Raw genomic sequence first — 15825 nt, 5'->3', positions numbered from 1 at the left:
CTACAGCCCGTAATTAAGTTGTGAATTCCTCGGGAGTCACTTTTTTAACTACGCTGTAGCGCACCAAGGTCTTTTTGCGCGCTTCATCGTGATTAACAACTGGTAGGGGATAGTCACGACCAAGCAGAATACCAGCAGCCTCCAGTTCAATATGGCCGGCTTCCCAAGGCGCATGAATAGATTTCTTGGAGAGTTTGTCGAGCTGCGGTAAATAGCGACGAATGAACTTTCCTTCAGGGTCAAACTTTTGGGATTGGGTAATCGGATTAAAGATGCGGAAGTAGGGTTGTGCATCGCATCCGGAAGAGGAGGCCCATTGCCAGCCGCCATTATTGGACGATAGCTCGAAGTCATTAAGATGTTTTGCAAAATACATCTCACCCCAGCGCCAATCAATTCCTAGATCTTTGGTCAGAAAGCTCGCAACCACCATCCGTAAGCGGTTATGCATATACCCGCTTTGATTCAGTTGATGCATGGCTGCATCTACTAATGGATAGCCCGTTTTGCCATCACACCAGGCTTTAAATAACTTCTTGGCAATGGCACCGCTTTCCCATTCGATATTGTCATAGTCAGGCTTGAAGGCTGCGCCTTCAGCAAGACGCGGATGGTTCGCCAGAATCATGAAATAAAAATCACGCCAGATCAGTTCGCTCAACCAGATTGTTGCACCCATGCTGCCTGCCAGCATGCGGCGATGTGCTTCTCTTACCAAGCCTCTAATAGATAGCATGCCAAAGCGCAGATGGGTGGATAGATAACTCACACCCTTAATCGCAGGGAAGTCTCGGCCAATTTGATATTGATCGATGCGGTGGAGGAAATCTTCTAAGAAGCTTTGGCCACCTTCAGATCCCGGTGGTAGATAGGTTTCAATACCGGTTGGGCTAAAGCCCATAGACTCTAATGATGGGAGGGGGGATTCCAAAGTGCTTGGGATGGCTGCGAATTGCCCTTTTTTGGGTGTGCAGTCATAGGCCGCAATATCTTTTTCTTGCAGCGTCTTGAGCCAATTATTTTTGTATGGCGTGAAGATTGAGAACACCGTATTGGAATTGGTGAGAATTTCTTTCTTCTCAAAAATGACTTGATCTTTAAAAGTCTCAAAATCAATCCCAAGCTTTTCTAATGAAGCTCCCACAGAGTGATCACGGGCAATCGCTGATGGCTCGTAGTCATGGTTGGTATACACAGTATTGACACCCAAAGTCTCAGCTATCTTCGGAATACACGTAGTGGGCTTACCAAACTGAACAATCAGTCCGCCGCCCTGTTTACGTAACTGTGCATCAATTTGTTGCAAGCCCTGCCAAATGAAATCGACGCGTCGATCGTGCGTTAAACCACCGCTCGCCTGATCATCGACCTTCAGTGGCTCAAGGATCTCAGTATCGAAGATGAAGGTCATCCAGACCTGGGCGTTATTGGTAAGGGCGTGGTGAAGCGCTGCATTGTCATAGAGACGCAGGTCGCGACGGAGCCAAACGAGAGCTTTTTGCATAGCCCCTATATTAGGGCTTATTGGAGACCTTCGCTGGGCTTACGAGTAATATCCTGCTTATTAAATAGACTGATAGCTAATGGATACATTATTTTTCGTATTTTCAAAAGTGGTGCAGTTTTGCATTGAGCCACTTAATTGGTTGATTGTTTTTGTAGTACTCAGCCTGTTATTTCTGAGTCTTAGAAAAACTCATTTGTGCAAACGATTCTTGCTACTCGCTTTGGCAGACTTATTGCTGGTTGGATGGTTGCCCACTTCTGAGGTCCTTTTAAGAACTCTCGAAGATAGCGTGCCCAAGGTTCAGCTTGCGCAGATGTCAGAGGCGGACTTTGGTGGGATCATTATTTTGGGCGGTGCCATTGAGGGCGGTGAGATTGCAGTGGATCGTGGTGAGATATCAATCTATTCCTCGGCTGAGCGTGTCACCAAAGCCTTTGAGCTTATTCGTAAGTACCCCGATCTCCCTTTTATCTTTAGCGGCTTCTCCGGGCGCCTCTCTCCCAAGGGCATTTCAGAGGCGGATGCCTTCAAACAGCTGGTAGCGGAGCAGGGTTTGCCAGATAAAAACGCCCATTATGAAAATCAATCTCGTAATACTTATGAAAATGTCATATTGATGAGGCCCATGATCTTGGAGTTGGGTGCTAAAGCTGCCAAAGAGTCTGATGCACCCCCAAAACCTTGGCTCCTGATTACTTCGGCATCACATATGTTCAGATCGGTAAAGATTTTCCAAAAACAGGGGGTGGAGGTGATTCCGGTTCCGGTGGACTACCAAACTAGTAACCAGCTACGCTGGGGTAAGTTTGACCTGGAGGATGGTGTGCAAAACTGGAATAAGGCGATGCATGAAGGGATTGGTCTTTTAGCCTATTGGATTACCGGAAAGATCTAGCTCAGGCGGGGGAATTCGGTAAAATAAACCCACATGAATATGGCTAAAAAAGCCCCTGTGGGTCAAGCTACAACGCCCGCCCAGACTACCCAAGCTTCTGCTATTGGGTCCTCAATTGCTTATTCCGCTGATCATCTAGCAAACCAATTCTTAATTGCCATGCCAGGCATGGTTGACCCCAATTTTGCGGGTTCCGTCATTTATCTTTTTGAGCATACCGAGCGGGGTGCCATGGGATTGGTGATCAATCGCCCGACCGAGCTTGATATGGGCGCCTTATTTGAAAAAATTGAGGTCAAGCTGGAAGCTGAGCCGGTATCGGATCAGCCGGTCTATTTTGGCGGCCCAGTGCAAATTGAGCGCGGCTTTGTCTTGCATGAGCCCACTACAGAGGTGGCTTATAGCTCTTCCTTAGCGGTTCCGGGCGGTCTAACCATGACTACATCTAAGGATGTGCTTGAGGCGGTGGCAGCCGGTTTTGGACCCAGTAAATTCTTAATGACTTTGGGTTATGCGGGTTGGAGCGCTGGACAGCTTGAAGAAGAGATTACTCTTAATGGTTGGATAAACGTGCCCCTGTCCCAGCAACAAATGATTGAAATTATTTTTAATACGCCTTCTAGCCAGCGTTACGAACGAACGATGAGCCTTTTGGGATTTGACCCCTCTCATTTATCGGGTGAGGCAGGGCATGCCTGAGGGTGCCAAGATGGATAAGGAACTCACCATCATGGCTTTTGACTATGGCACACGGCGCATTGGTATTGCTGTTGGCAATACTCTGACTAAAGCCGGTCAGCCTTTGAAGATGATTGCGGAGCCATCTGAGGATGTGCGTTTTAGAGCTATTCAGGTCCTCATCAAAGAGTGGCAGCCAAATCAGCTGGTGGTGGGAATGCCGTGCCATCCTGACGGTACTGAGCATGAAATGAGTGCCAAGGCCCGTCGCTTTGGTAACCAGTTGCACGGACGCTTTCAGTTGCCGGTCGATTGGGTTGATGAGCGTTATACCTCTGCTGTTTTAGAGGGAGATCCAGACATGCGAGACAATTTGGATGCCGAGTCTGCGGCCTTGATTTTGGAGCAGTATTTTCTTGAAAAGAATTGGATTAGTTGAGATGAATGCAGAGCAGTCCTATCTGAAATTATTAGAGACCTTGAGTCAGCGCATAAAGGCTGGTGATTTATTTGAGTTGGCTGGTCTTGCAATGGGCGGAGCTTGGATTGCAGAACGTTTAGCCGCTGACCTCAATTTGCCTCACTTTGGCGTAATCAATGTAGCGTTTCATCGAGATGACTATGCCGAGAAGGGCATGACAGCGCTCCGTACTGCCAGCACAATGTCCACCCATCTTCCTTTTGAGGTCAATGGCGCAAATGTGATTTTGATTGATGATGTTTTGCTCACTGGCCGCACGGTTCGAGCAGCACTCAATGAGTTGTTTGATTTTGGTAGACCTGCGCAAGTGGAGTTGATGGTTTTGGCGGATCGTGAGAATCGTGAATTACCAATTTCAGCTGACTTTGTGGGAGAGCAAGTGAGCGTTCCTGAAAATCAAATTTTAGTTCTAGAAAAAAATGATGCTGGTAAGTTCAGCTTCCAATTAGAGGAGCGTGCAGAATGAGCGGCATTAATAATTCAGTGATTACTTCAGTAAATCAATTCAATGCCGCTGGTGAGTTAACTCATTTGTTGACTTTAGAAGGTTTACCAAAGGAGCAAATCCTCCATATCCTTGATACCGCCCAGCAGTTTGTGAGCGTTACTGATCTTGCTAGAGAAGTAAAAAAAGTGCCACTATTGCGGGGCAAGAGCGTCTTTAATCTGTTCTTCGAAAATTCCACTCGTACTCGCACTACTTTTGAAATCGCCGCTAAACGCTTATCAGCAGATGTCATTAATTTAGATATCTCCACATCCTCAACTGCTAAAGGCGAAAGCTTGTTGGATACGATTGATAACTTAGTGGCAATGCAAGCAGATATTTTTGTAGTGCGCCATAGCACCTCCAGGGCTCCGATTGAAATTGCGCAGCATGTGCCATCTCATGTGCACGTTGTGAACGCAGGTGATGGTAGCCATCAGCATCCAACTCAAGGTTTATTGGATATGTATACGATGCGCCATTTCAAGAGGGACTTTAGTGGCTTAAAGGTCGCTATCGTGGGCGATATTGTGCATAGCCGAGTTGCCAAATCCAATATCTGTGCTTTGAGAACCTTGGGTTGTACAGATATTCGTGCGATTGGTCCTGAGAGTCTTTTGCCAAGTGATTTAGATATGCTGGGAGTGAAAGTCTTTCACAGCATGGAAGAAGGCCTTAAGGGTGTTGATGTAGTCATGACCTTGCGTATCCAGAAAGAGCGTATGGAAGCTGGTCAGGTCCCAGAGGGTGATGCGTTCTTCAAGCAATATGGCTTAACTTCAGCACGTTTAGCTCTGGCTAAGCCCGATGCCATTGTGATGCACCCAGGCCCTATGAATCGTGGTGTGGAGATTGATTCCGCTGTAGCAGATGGTCCGCAGTCAGTCATCCTCAATCAAGTCACCTTTGGTATTGCAGTGCGTATGGCAGTGATGTCTATCGTTGCTGGTAACTAGTCAGATCGGACATAGCACTTGAGCACTCAAAGCGCCATACAGTTGCCAGCAGTGATCGACAAGAAGCGTTGGCTGATCTTGACCCATGCATTTAATATGGATGGGCGTGCTGCAAGTTTGACTATTACCGACAAAATTCCATATCTTTTGGAGGCTGGTGTCGAGCCCATTGTATTTAGTGCAATTACCGGAATAAAAGACCGGCGTTTCCCACATTACCAATTCATTGCTTGGGGTCCATCAGGATTTCGTTTTGACTTTCGTCACTGGGTTGCCAATAAGTATGGTCGCGGCTTGATTTATAAATTAATGACTAGAACAGTGTCGTTATTACTTTCACCCTTAATTGCAGTTGAGAAGTTATTGCTTGGTTACTCAAGTCAGTGGTCTTGGGCGCTGCCCGCCTTCTTTCATGGATGGCGCTTAATACGTGCTGGTAAAGTAGATGTTGTTTTTTCAGTAGGCAGCGCATGGTCCGCCCACCTCACTGGAGTTTGGTTAAAGAAGGTGACGGGCATTGAGTTGATTTCTGAGGTTCATGATCCTTTGGTAATCCGTAAGAATCCAGAGGATCAGGGTTTTGAAAAGCCTAAAAACCGGGATGCCCGCTTTCGTCACTATTTAGAAAGTCAACTCACTCGGTTTTCTGACAAAGTCTGGTGGTTTACCGATGGGGCTTTGCATTACGCCAAGGTGCGTAACCCAAATCTGAACACCCTTAATAATGCGCATGGTTTTGTAGTGACCCCAGGTGCTGAGCCCCCTGGAAGTCTAGATGCTAATCAATCACACCGTTACACAGAACAACTTAACTTATGTCATTTTGGCTCCTTGGCAAATGACCGCTCACTTTCTACCATTCTTAAGGCCTTGGTGCCTTTGTTAAAAAAATATCCAGAAGCCCGAGATCAGATTCGAGTGCATGCTTATGGCGCGCCATTGGATTCATTATCGATCGATGCAATAAAGCAATTGGGTTTTGAAGATGTTTTACTGGCACATGGTCGTTTGGAAAAAGATCCTGTGACTGGCAAATCTGGTCGTGAGCAGGTGGCTGAAAAAATGCAAGCTGCTGATGTTTTAATCTTGCTGCATGGTAACGATGAGTGGTGTGCTGAATATATCCCATCTAAGTTCTACGATTACCTGTGGACGGCTCGACCAATCTGGGGAATTACCCATCGCAACCCACAGTTAGATCAAATGTTGCTATATAGAGGGGCCTATCTTAGTCCGCAGAGCGAGGCCACCGAGATCGAGATGGCTTTGGAAAAAATCTGGATAGATTGGAGTAATCGGCAGTTGATTCAACCGGTTTGGAAGCCCATTGGGGTAGACCAGGCAGTTTCTACGATTTTGACTCAAGTGCAAAACAGATCTAAATAAACAAAAATAAAGAACAGGAATCCATTTGAACAACTTTGTTCTTTATTGCAAATCCTACTCACGGGATTTCTTGCGCCTGAAGAGGCTCTTAGAGTCGGTCAAGCGACACAACGTTGATCACATTCCTTTTTATATCTCTACACCAGCTTCCGAGAAGGCATTATTGGAAGAAGTAATCGGTAAAGTTGATTACGATTGGGTGGCAGATGAAGAAATCGTTGCCACTAATCCCCGTGCTGATTTAGTTAAATATCGTGAAATGCCTGGAGGGCTTTCTCAGCAAATTGTCAAAGCAGAATTTTGGCGTTTGGGTTTAGCTGAAAACTACCTTTGCTTGGATTCAGATAGCAAATTTGTTCGCGACTTCAAGCAATCTGATTTTGTGACAGATGCTAATGTACCTTATACAGTTTTGCATCAGAATAAAGAGCTATTTCAGCTTGCCACTAATCGTGGTCACCACAAAGTGGAGCATGACCTCAGAGTAGAGGCTGAGCGTGTTCAGAAATTGTTTAATCGAGTTGGCCCTCATTTTTATTGCGCACCAGCTCCATTTAACTGGTCGGCAAAAGTTTGGCAATCTTTAGATCAAGAATACTTACAGCCCAAAAGTATTAGTATTTGGGATCTCATTACACCAGAGCATCCAGAGTCATTAATCTATGGTGAGGCGCTCATGAAATATTGCGCCATTCCCCTGATTGCAATTGAACCCCTATTTAGAACATATCACTATGACTGGCAGTATTTCTTGATGAAGCGTTTAGGTGAAACCGAAGCTAAATTGGCGAAGCACTATTTCGGAGTGATATATCAGTCTGCGTGGGATATGGATGGGCATCTTGGCGCCCCAAACAAATCACTTCCTTCTCGCCTATTGCGAAGAATCAAGCGTTTTGGTAGATTTCTACAGAGTTACCTATAGATTTATGGATAAATTGCCACCAATCCTTCTAACTTCAAGTGTTACTGCAATGGATCAATCCGTTCAGCTGAAGGATGAGAAATTAAGGGTATTCCACACTTTAGAGTCAATTCAAAAGTGGTTGGATATCTCTCCACAAAATAAATATGTGTTGTGTGACGGGTCTGGCTTTGATTTTTCTCTCTTGGTGTTGGAGCGTTTTCCAGGCGCGAACATTGAATGCATCTCTTTTAGTAATGACCCAGATCTGATTCGTTTGCATGGAAAGGGGTATGGAGAGGGGGAAATTATCCGTTACGCCTTAGAGCATTCAAAAACTCTGCTACAATCGCAGTGGTTTGTAAAATGCACGGCTAAACTTTGGGTTGATAATTTTTTAGAATGTATTCAATCTTGGAATGGACATTTCGTATGCCAAGCTTTTTTTTCAAATGTTTTTTCTTTTAAAAAAAGTCAACTGGAGTATGTCGATACAAGGTTTTATATGATTGATAAAGACTTCTATGTCAATCATTTATCAAAAGCCCACATTGGTATTGGAGGGCCATCAGGCATTGGTATAGAGGAAAGGTTTCTTGAGATGGTGACACGAGAAAAGTTGAGCCGTTTTCTCTTTGAAATTCCTCCAGTCGTTTGTGGGATGGGAGGCGGGTCTGGAAAGTATTACAAAGACTCTAGGGTTAGGCGTCTGAAAGAGAGATTTCGGGCTTGGCTTGTTTCTCAAAATTCAGAATTTAAGCTATTGTTTTATAAACATTAGTTCTTTTATTCTCCTTGTATTTGAGACCTTTGGCAATAATTATTCCCAGTAAAAGAGCCAACACAAAAGCCTGCATTTCTAACATCTGATCTCTCTGTGTCGAATCAAGAAGGCCCCTTAAGATCCATAAAAAGGAGCTGGCGAAGAGCGCCATGCCGAATGGAGTGACGGATGGCATGTTCGATATGAGTGCGCCCCATCCTTTACTCAGATAAGTTAAGAGTACCAATAAAAGTAATGCAGAACCTGGGATTCCAATTGCGAGCGCGGTATCTATCCAGGCATTATGTGTATGTGAAATGTATATAGCGGGGGCAATATTACATGATTTTGTAATAGCCTGTTGATAAGACTGTCTTGATTGGTCTATACCCATTGGGTTTTGAATTGTTAGAGAAGCGCCAGATCGCGCAGCCATTATCCGAGCACCATCTCCATCCACAATGCTACTTAAGCCTTTTTGAATTTCGGGAGTAATTGCCACTCCTTTGGATTTGAGGGTTGATTCTAGGGTGCCTATACCTTCGCAATAGAGTTTGTTTGGATCACCCTCAAATCCAAGGGAAACTCTGGAGATAATCCCGCCCCATCTATTTGGATCATTTATTAGTCCAATTTGGTAGGTGGCTGCAATCAGAATAAAAACTGATATAGCCCCTATAAGCTTATTTCTCAGGCTGACTTTATATCCCTCTCCTATAAAGAAGTAGGCGAGGGATATAAAGAGAATTCCAATGAGGACGAATCCTGTTCCCCCTCGGCTAGATGCCAACAGGGGTGAAAATATACATGCGGCAAGAAGAATGATTGTTACCAACTTCAAAAATCTAGATTTCGTTTGATATAGCAAATAGGTAAATAAAAATATCGAGGCTTGCAGAGCTGTGTATCCTAAGTCCCCATGTATCTCATTTATCCCCCAATAACCCCAAGGTATTGAGTTAATCTGGACGCCTTTAATAGATGACAGTATCAGATGAGTGTAAAGGGGTATAGAAAACGCAATGCCAAGAAAGAGAAGGATCTTGGTGGAGCCCCATTTCTCTAGAAGTTGCCCTACGCCTGCGCCAATGATTGAAAACAGAATAAAGTGCATCCACTCAGCGCGAAAGTTATTGAAAGCGATCTCATAATTCTTAGAAAAAAATATGAGCTGTATAAATAAATAAACGAAGAAAAAGGCTAGAGCTTTGTTTGCTAGGAAAAAAGTCTTCCAATCAGATTTATATGTAAAAACTAGAATTAATAGAAATCCTTCGCAGAAATATCTTCCGGCAATCGTGTGTGGGGTATTCCAAAGTGGAATAAGGATAAGAAGCAGAAGAAGCGCTGTAATTTTTTGAAATCGTTGTAAATTTAAGTTCATTTTCTGCTTATCCACACAATATGCCCATGATTATTGCTCAGAATTTGACTTAGACCCTTATTGTGAAGATGTCGAGGGTAAAATCTATTAATATATAAAATCTCATCCTTAGAGAAAATTATGATGATTTTAGTAACCGGTGGCGCTGGCTTTATTGGGGGCAATTTCGTCTTAGATTGGCTAAAAGTGCCAGGCAATGAGGGTATTATTAATCTAGATAAGCTGACCTATGCGGGTAATTTAGCTACCCTTGCATCTTTGAAAGATGATTTGCGTCATATCTTTGTCCATGGTGATATTGGCGATCAAGTGTTGGTTACTAGGTTATTAAAAGAGTACCAACCCCGCGCTATCATTAATTTTGCTGCCGAGAGCCATGTTGATCGCTCAATTCACGGGCCTGCTGAATTTGTGACAACCAATATTGTTGGCACTTTCAATCTCCTTGAATGTGCTCGTGAGTATTGGAGTGGTTTATCTGCATCCTCCAAGAATGCCTTCCGCTTTCATCATGTGTCCACTGATGAAGTTTATGGCTCCTTATCTGCTACTGATCCCGCATTTACAGAAACCAATTCCTATGAGCCTAATAGCCCATACTCCGCCTCTAAGGCTGCTTCTGACCATTTGGTCCGTGCGTGGTTTCATACTTATGGCTTCCCAGTAGTGACGACCAATTGCTCGAATAACTACGGCCCATATCACTTCCCGGAGAAATTAATTCCATTGGTGATTCTCAATGCACTTAATGGAAAACCATTGCCAATTTATGGTGATGGTCAGCAGATTCGTGATTGGCTCTATGTTGGCGATCACTGCTCTGCGATTCGTGAAGTATTGGCCAAAGGCAAGTTGGGCGAGACTTACAACATTGGTGGCTGGAATGAAAAGGCTAATATTGAGGTAGTTAAAACTATCTGCATAATTTTGGATGAGCTAAAACCTCGTATCGATGGCAAGTCATACATAGATCAAATTACTTACGTTAAAGATCGTCCTGGGCATGATCGTCGTTATGCAATTGATGCTGGCAAGATAGAGCGTGAGCTTGGCTGGCGGCCGGCAGAGACCTTTGACACGGGCATTCGTAAAACGGTGCAATGGTATTTAGATAACCCCGTTTGGATTGAGGGTGTAGTCAGTGGCTCTTACCGTGACTGGCTTTCTAAGCAGTACAACTAAAGAGCAAATGAAGATCCTCGTATTTGGCAAGGATGGCCAATTTGGAAAAGCCTTCCAAGAAGAGTTGGGCGTACGCACCTCAACATTACTTGCTAAGCCTGTTGTTCAGTATGCTGGACGCTCCGAATGTGATCTTGCTAATGAGGAAGCGCTTACTCAGCTGCTGAATCAATTTCAGCCACAATTGATTATTAATGCTTCAGCATATACGGCAGTCGATAGGGCGGAGACAGAATTCGATTTAGCTTTTGCTATCAATGCAAAAGCTCCAGAAATCATGGCTCAATATGCTGCTGATCACAATGCGACCTTCTTGCATTACTCCACTGACTATGTGTTTGATGGTGAGAAATATGGTTTTTATCTAGAAGATGATTTACGCAATCCTTTGGGTGTTTACGGTAAAAGTAAAGCCGCAGGGGAAGAGGCCATTACAAAGGTGTTTTCTCAAGCTCAAGGTACTGGGCAATACACTATTTTTAGAACCAGCTGGGTATATGGTGAGGGCAGTAATTTCATTCGCACTATTTTGCGATTAGCGAAAGAGCGTGAAGAGTTGAAAATCATTCATGACCAGTTTGGCGTTCCCACGAGTGCCAATTGGTTAGCGCAGGTGAGTTTGAACTTGGTCCTGGATGAACATGCTCGCTTAAGAAAATTGTCATCGGGCATCTATCATGCGGTTCCTACCGGTGAGACTACTTGGCATGGTTTAGCGTGTTTGGCTGTGCAAGTAGCCCTGGATGCTGGGGCAACACTGAAGACTCATCCAAGCGCTATTAAACCTATTCTTGCTGTGGAATACCCTTTGCCAGCCTCAAGACCCATGAATTCAAGGATGTCCACTGATAAGCTCCATCAGGTGTTTGAGGGTCGGGGTGATATGTCAAAATTGGAACAATTAAAACAGCCTTGGGATGAGGCTCTCCGCTCTTATGTCACTAATTTGGCTAAAGACGGACTTATCTAGAAAGAATGCTATGGCACTAAATCACATGAATCGTAAAGGCATTATTTTGGCGGGAGGCTCTGGCACTCGCTTATATCCAGTGACTCAAGCTGTATCCAAGCAGCTGATGCCTGTCTATGACAAGCCCATGGTTTATTACCCTTTGACAACCCTAATGCTTGCTGGCATTCGGGATATTTTGTTGATTTCTACGCCGCATGACACGCCACGTTTTGCCGAGTTGCTCGAGGATGGTTCTCAATGGGGTCTAAATATTGAGTATTGTGTTCAGCCTTCTCCTGATGGATTGGCTCAAGCTTTTAATCTGGGTAAAAATTTCGTAGGTAATAATCCAAGCGCCTTAGTTCTTGGAGATAATATTTTTTATGGCCATGAATTGGTTGATCAGCTCAACAGCGCTAATGAGCGCGCTAGTGGTGCAACAGTCTTTGCTTATCACGTGAATGATCCTGAGCGATATGGCGTTGTTGAATTTGATAAAGATTACAAAGCATTGTCTATTGAAGAGAAGCCCCTTAAGTCGCGAAGTAGTTATGCAGTAACAGGACTCTATTTCTATGACAATCAAGTGTGCGATATTGCCTCTTCGATTAAACCAAGTGCACGTGGTGAGCTCGAGATTACCGATGTCAATCGCGTTTACCTTGAAAAGAATGAGCTCAGTGTAGAAATTATGGGTCGTGGTTTTGCCTGGTTAGATACTGGAACGCACGATTCTTTATTGGATGCTGCAGGCTTTATTGCCACACTGCAGAAACGCCAAGGCCTTATGGTGGCATGCCCTGAAGAGATTGCCTACCGTCAGGGCTGGATTAGCGCTGAAACAGTACAAAAAGTAGCTGCTCAGTTAAGTAAGAATAGTTATGGCCAATACTTGAGCAAAATATTGAATGAGCTCAACACTTCTGCGCAACCGGTTTCTTTATCTCATAAGAAAGTGGTTGGATGACTGCGTCTTCTAAGCTCCAGATAACGCCGACTGCTATTCATGATGTACTGGTAGTCGAGCCTAAAGTCTTTGGGGATGAGCGCGGTTGGTTTGCCGAGTCCTTTAATGCGCAAGATTTTTCTGCTACTACTAGTTTGAATGTGGAGTTTGTGCAAGATAACCACTCCTTTTCACGCCAATGGACATTACGTGGCTTGCATTACCAGCTAGAGCAAGCACAGGAAAAGCTAGTGAGAGTTGTGGCTGGAAGTGTTTTTGATGTCGCGGTCGATATTCGTAAATCTTCGCCGACATACGGAAAGTGGGTTGGCGTCGAGTTAAGCGCTCAGAACCATAAGCAGTTATGGATACCGGCGGGTCTCGCTCATGGTTTTTTAGTCTTATCTGAAACTGCGGAGTTTCTCTACAAAACTACAGATTACTATCACCCTCAAAGTGAGGCCTGCTTGGCTTGGAATGACCCGACTGTAGCCATCGAATGGCCCTTGCCTAAAGGTGCCACCCCGAATATGAATGCCAAAGATTCTGCTGGTTTATCGTGGGATAACGCTCCTAAGTTTTAAGTAAATTTAGGGCTGCTTTTAAAAGATAAGATAATGCTCGCATGAGCGCTTCCCCCAAAATCCTGTTGGTAAAACTATCCTCTCTCGGGGATGTATTGCATAACTTGCCAATTGTGTGCGATTTGCGTGCACACTTACCAGACGCTCAAATTGATTGGGTGGTGGAAGAAGGCTATGTCCACTTACTTGAGCCCCTATTATCGCGTGATGGTTTTCGGGGGATTGATCACATCATTCCTTTTGGCTTACGTCGCTGGAAGAAAAATCTCTTTAGATTGGCAACATGGAAAAAGTTTTTTTCGTTTCGAAGAGCACTTCAAGCCACCACATATGACGTATTGATTGAAACCCAAGGGCTTCTTAAATCTGCCATCGTATGCTCACTAGCTAAAAAAAGTTCTAGCGCAGTGGTTGCTGGTCTTGCTAATGCCACAGAGTTTTCAGGTTATGAGCCCCTCGCCAGATCTTTCTATAACCAATCAGTACAAGTTCCAACACAGTGCCATGCGGTAGATCGTTCACGTTGGGTAATGTGCTCTGCCTTAGATTGGCCGTTGCTACATAGAAGTGATGCGCCACAGTTTTACCCCAAAGCATTTGTAGAAAGCATTCCAAAAGCTATGGTTGAAGGTTTGAAAACACCTTATATATTGTGTTTCCACTCTACGGCTCGAGAAGCTAAGCGTTGGTCTAATGACAATTGGATTGCGCTGGGTAAAGGCTTATCTGCTCGAGGATGTCAACTGGTTTTCCCTTGGGGGAATGCCACAGAAAAATCTGTTAGCCAATTGCTGGCTGCTCAGATTCCTGGGGCCCTAGTGCCGCCAGCCTTTTCTATTGAAGAGGCATTTTCGGTAATTGCTGGAGCAGCTTTAACTTTGGGGGTGGATACTGGCCTGACCCATTTATCGGCAGTACTTGATAAACCGACTGTCGAAATCTATTGTGACTCACCACGTTGGAAGACTGAAGGTTATTGGTCTAGTCAAATCTGTAACGTGGGCGATATTCAAAATCCACCAAGCGTTCAAGAGGTTCTTAATGCATCTTTAAAGCTTTTAGATCAAGCTTAAATATTTACTGATTATTTTTTTAGCGCAGCAAAGTATTGATAGCAACTAGATCTTCATCTGATAGTGCTGCTGCATGGGCTTTTAGCTTAATGGCATTGAGAATCGTGTTGTAGCGAGCCTGCTGTAATTGTGAGCGGGTGGTGATCACGGTATCTAATGCGATCAACACATCAATGTTGATCAAAGTTCCCACCTGAAATCCGAGCTTGCTAGATTCAAGCGCCGAAGTGGATGAGCGTTCTGCAGCCTCGTAGGCTTTAACACTTGCCAGTCCGCCATAGAAGCCAGTAAATGCTGCACGGGTACTTTGGGCCGCGGTACGGCGTGCATTGTCATAGTTTGCTTTAGCAGCGTCTAGCAATGCTGCGTTTTGACGAATGAGTGAGCTGTTGTATCCACCAGAGACCAATGGGATAGTCATCTGTAAGGCGATCGTGTTGTTATAAATATTTGTTTGTGACGGGGTTAAGCTATTGGCCGTTCCATTGGATGTGTTGTAACCCGCTGTGCCCACGAAATTCAGAGAGGGATAGTTCAGCGCTTGCGAGGCTTTATAAGTACTTTCGGCTAAGTTGACAGATAGTTGGCCAGCAAGCACATTAAAGTTTGCGGTCTCTGCTTGGTTGATCCAGTCTTCCAAAGTTTGCCCTTTGGGTAGCTGAGGATTAACGCTATCTGCAATTGGAATCCCATTGCCATCTTTTGACTTAGAGCGAGGGTCTTTGAGAACCCCATCAATCTTAGCCTCTTTGATAAGTGGCTTTAGAGCGCCGACAGGGTGGCCCACTAATTGCTCTAAGACACCTCTCTTAACAATCAGATCGGCTTGAGCAGCAATTTCTTGAGAGTTAGCAAGGTCTAGGGCTGCTTGTGCGGTATTAACGTCAACAATAGTTGCTAGTCCAGTATCAAACTTGGCTTGAGCAATTTCTAGTTGTTGCTTAATTAATCCTTTTTTATTCCGATAGAGCTCTACGTTATCTTGGCTAGTGAGTGCATCGAAGTAGGCCTGGGATACGCGAATGATTAAATCTTGCTGCGCTAAGTAAAAGCGCATGTCGGCAATTTTGGTATTGAGGTCGCCTTGTTTAAATGCCTCAAATGCTGCCATATTGAAGACAGGTTGAGTGAGGGTGACGGTATAGTTTTTTTGGTCGTACACCCGCGAACCTGAATACGAGTTAGCCGGTTGATTACCTGCGGTATGTTGATAGTAGCGAGTCCCACCAGGAACGGCTGTAGCTTGTGGCAATAAGAGTGACAAACCCTGCCAATAGAGTTCTTTGCTGGCTTGATAGTTAAAGCGCGCAGCATTTAAGACGGGATCGCTAAATGCTGCCTCTTGATAGAGACGAATCAGATCTGAAGCTTGCCCAACGTTGGCAGCATTTCCACTCAGGTTTGAGGGTGCTGGGCTACTGGGTATGGCTGGTTTTGGGGCGATCACCATTTGAGGTGGCATATCTAGGCCCACTAAGGACTGTGCACTCATGGGGGTTGGCAATGAAGGCTTGGCCCCATTAGCGCTTTGTGCAAAGGTGCTTGGTGAGATGAAGCTGAGTCCGAGCGCCTGGCTTAGGAGTAAACCTAAGGTGCTGAGTTTCGAAAGGCGAAAGCGGGGCGGGTTCATCTCATTCAGATACGTTT

The 15825-nt window shown here is 44.7% G+C and carries 16 protein-coding genes; 13 read left to right on the top strand and 3 right to left on the bottom strand.

The features are described 5' to 3' along the window. Positions 1-13 precede the first annotated feature (13 nt). Positions 14-1504, bottom strand: coding sequence for a deoxyribodipyrimidine photo-lyase (locus ICN11_RS01835; RefSeq protein ID WP_216228869.1), 1491 nt, complete (start codon positions 1502-1504; stop codon positions 14-16). A 79-nt stretch (positions 1505-1583) separates the two neighbouring features. Between ICN11_RS01835 and ICN11_RS01830 the strand changes: the two genes are divergently transcribed. From ICN11_RS01830 to ICN11_RS01795, 8 genes are all read left to right on the top strand, one after another. Further along, positions 1584-2402 (top strand): YdcF family protein, encoded by an 819-nt coding sequence (locus ICN11_RS01830; RefSeq protein ID WP_216228868.1) that lies wholly within the window; start codon positions 1584-1586, stop codon positions 2400-2402. Positions 2403-2561: 159 nt separating this feature from the next. Next, positions 2562-3101, top strand: a complete 540-nt coding sequence (locus ICN11_RS01825; protein ID WP_255539854.1) for a YqgE/AlgH family protein — start codon at positions 2562-2564, stop codon at positions 3099-3101. Positions 3102-3111: 10 nt separating this feature from the next. Continuing rightward, the gene (gene ruvX, locus ICN11_RS01820) at positions 3112-3519 is read left to right on the top strand and encodes a Holliday junction resolvase RuvX (protein ID WP_144050735.1); all 408 of its coding nucleotides are present in this window, start codon (positions 3112-3114) and stop codon (positions 3517-3519) included. A 1-nt stretch (position 3520) separates the two neighbouring features. Next, the gene (pyrR, locus tag ICN11_RS01815) at positions 3521-4027 is read left to right on the top strand and encodes a bifunctional pyr operon transcriptional regulator/uracil phosphoribosyltransferase PyrR (protein ID WP_216228928.1); all 507 of its coding nucleotides are present in this window, start codon (positions 3521-3523) and stop codon (positions 4025-4027) included. Then, positions 4024-5004 (top strand): aspartate carbamoyltransferase catalytic subunit, encoded by a 981-nt coding sequence (locus ICN11_RS01810; RefSeq protein ID WP_216228866.1) that lies wholly within the window; start codon positions 4024-4026, stop codon positions 5002-5004. The genes pyrR and ICN11_RS01810 overlap by 4 nt, the downstream gene beginning before the upstream one ends. A gap of 18 nt (positions 5005-5022) precedes the next feature. Beyond that, a complete protein-coding gene (locus tag ICN11_RS01805) occupies positions 5023-6390 on the top strand; it encodes a hypothetical protein (RefSeq protein ID WP_255539845.1) in 1368 nt (455 codons plus the stop codon). Positions 6391-6415: 25 nt separating this feature from the next. Beyond that, the gene (locus ICN11_RS01800) at positions 6416-7315 is read left to right on the top strand and encodes a DUF6492 family protein (RefSeq protein WP_216863122.1); all 900 of its coding nucleotides are present in this window, start codon (positions 6416-6418) and stop codon (positions 7313-7315) included. Positions 7316-7319: 4 nt separating this feature from the next. Further along, positions 7320-8075 (top strand): hypothetical protein, encoded by a 756-nt coding sequence (locus tag ICN11_RS01795; RefSeq protein ID WP_216228865.1) that lies wholly within the window; start codon positions 7320-7322, stop codon positions 8073-8075. Here ICN11_RS01795 and ICN11_RS01790 read toward each other — a convergent pair. Beyond that, positions 8050-9456, bottom strand: a complete 1407-nt coding sequence (locus ICN11_RS01790) for a hypothetical protein (RefSeq protein WP_216228864.1) — start codon at positions 9454-9456, stop codon at positions 8050-8052. The genes ICN11_RS01795 and ICN11_RS01790 overlap by 26 nt on opposite strands. A 108-nt stretch (positions 9457-9564) precedes the next feature. On the opposite strand from ICN11_RS01790, the gene rfbB reads away from it, so the two are divergent. The 5 genes from rfbB to waaC are packed head-to-tail and all read left to right on the top strand — an operon-like array spanning position 9565 to position 14178. Then, complete coding sequence (gene rfbB, locus ICN11_RS01785) at positions 9565-10623, top strand: dTDP-glucose 4,6-dehydratase (protein ID WP_216228925.1); 1059 nt, start codon at positions 9565-9567, stop codon at positions 10621-10623. Between the two features lie 7 nt (positions 10624-10630). After that, positions 10631-11593, top strand: coding sequence for a dTDP-4-dehydrorhamnose reductase (rfbD, locus tag ICN11_RS01780; protein WP_216228863.1), 963 nt, complete (start codon positions 10631-10633; stop codon positions 11591-11593). 25 nt (positions 11594-11618) lie between these two features. After that, a complete protein-coding gene (gene rfbA / locus ICN11_RS01775; RefSeq protein ID WP_216228924.1) occupies positions 11619-12542 on the top strand; it encodes a glucose-1-phosphate thymidylyltransferase RfbA in 924 nt (307 codons plus the stop codon). Then, positions 12539-13105, top strand: a complete 567-nt coding sequence (gene rfbC / locus ICN11_RS01770; RefSeq protein ID WP_216228862.1) for a dTDP-4-dehydrorhamnose 3,5-epimerase — start codon at positions 12539-12541, stop codon at positions 13103-13105. Before rfbA ends, rfbC begins: the two co-directional genes overlap by 4 nt. 41 nt (positions 13106-13146) lie before the next feature. Beyond that, positions 13147-14178 (top strand): lipopolysaccharide heptosyltransferase I, encoded by a 1032-nt coding sequence (gene waaC, locus ICN11_RS01765; protein ID WP_216228861.1) that lies wholly within the window; start codon positions 13147-13149, stop codon positions 14176-14178. A gap of 19 nt (positions 14179-14197) precedes the next feature. Here waaC and ICN11_RS01760 read toward each other — a convergent pair whose 3' ends face one another. Beyond that, entirely contained in the window at positions 14198-15808 is a 1611-nt protein-coding gene (locus tag ICN11_RS01760) for a TolC family protein (RefSeq protein WP_216228860.1), read from the bottom strand. Between the last annotated feature and the right edge of the window lie 17 nt (positions 15809-15825).

Source organism: Polynucleobacter sp. 78F-HAINBA, assembly GCF_018882325.1.
In the GTDB taxonomy this organism is placed as follows: domain Bacteria; phylum Pseudomonadota; class Gammaproteobacteria; order Burkholderiales; family Burkholderiaceae; genus Polynucleobacter.
The sequence above is the reverse complement of the archived record's forward strand: the minus strand, read 5'-3'. Positions and strand labels throughout refer to the sequence as shown.

Bases quoted from the DNA above. Each gene is read 5' to 3' on its own strand.
- ruvX (WP_144050735.1), top strand. From the start codon at position 3,112: ATGGATAAGGAACTCACCATCATGGCTTTTGACTATGGCACACGGCGC.
- rfbB (WP_216228925.1), top strand. From the start codon at position 9,565: ATGATTTTAGTAACCGGTGGCGCTGGCTTTATTGGGGGCAATTTCGTC.
- ICN11_RS01760 (WP_216228860.1), bottom strand. From the start codon at position 15,808: ATGAACCCGCCCCGCTTTCGCCTTTCGAAACTCAGCACCTTAGGTTTA.
- waaC (WP_216228861.1), top strand. From the start codon at position 13,147: ATGAGCGCTTCCCCCAAAATCCTGTTGGTAAAACTATCCTCTCTCGGG.
- ICN11_RS01835 (WP_216228869.1), bottom strand. From the start codon at position 1,504: ATGCAAAAAGCTCTCGTTTGGCTCCGTCGCGACCTGCGTCTCTATGAC.
- ICN11_RS01810 (WP_216228866.1), top strand. From the start codon at position 4,024: ATGAGCGGCATTAATAATTCAGTGATTACTTCAGTAAATCAATTCAAT.
- ICN11_RS01795 (WP_216228865.1), top strand. From the start codon at position 7,320: ATGGATAAATTGCCACCAATCCTTCTAACTTCAAGTGTTACTGCAATG.
- ICN11_RS01825 (WP_255539854.1), top strand. From the start codon at position 2,562: ATGCCAGGCATGGTTGACCCCAATTTTGCGGGTTCCGTCATTTATCTT.
- rfbA (WP_216228924.1), top strand. From the start codon at position 11,619: ATGAATCGTAAAGGCATTATTTTGGCGGGAGGCTCTGGCACTCGCTTA.
- ICN11_RS01830 (WP_216228868.1), top strand. From the start codon at position 1,584: ATGGATACATTATTTTTCGTATTTTCAAAAGTGGTGCAGTTTTGCATT.
- rfbD (WP_216228863.1), top strand. From the start codon at position 10,631: ATGAAGATCCTCGTATTTGGCAAGGATGGCCAATTTGGAAAAGCCTTC.
- rfbC (WP_216228862.1), top strand. From the start codon at position 12,539: ATGACTGCGTCTTCTAAGCTCCAGATAACGCCGACTGCTATTCATGAT.
- pyrR (WP_216228928.1), top strand. From the start codon at position 3,521: ATGAATGCAGAGCAGTCCTATCTGAAATTATTAGAGACCTTGAGTCAG.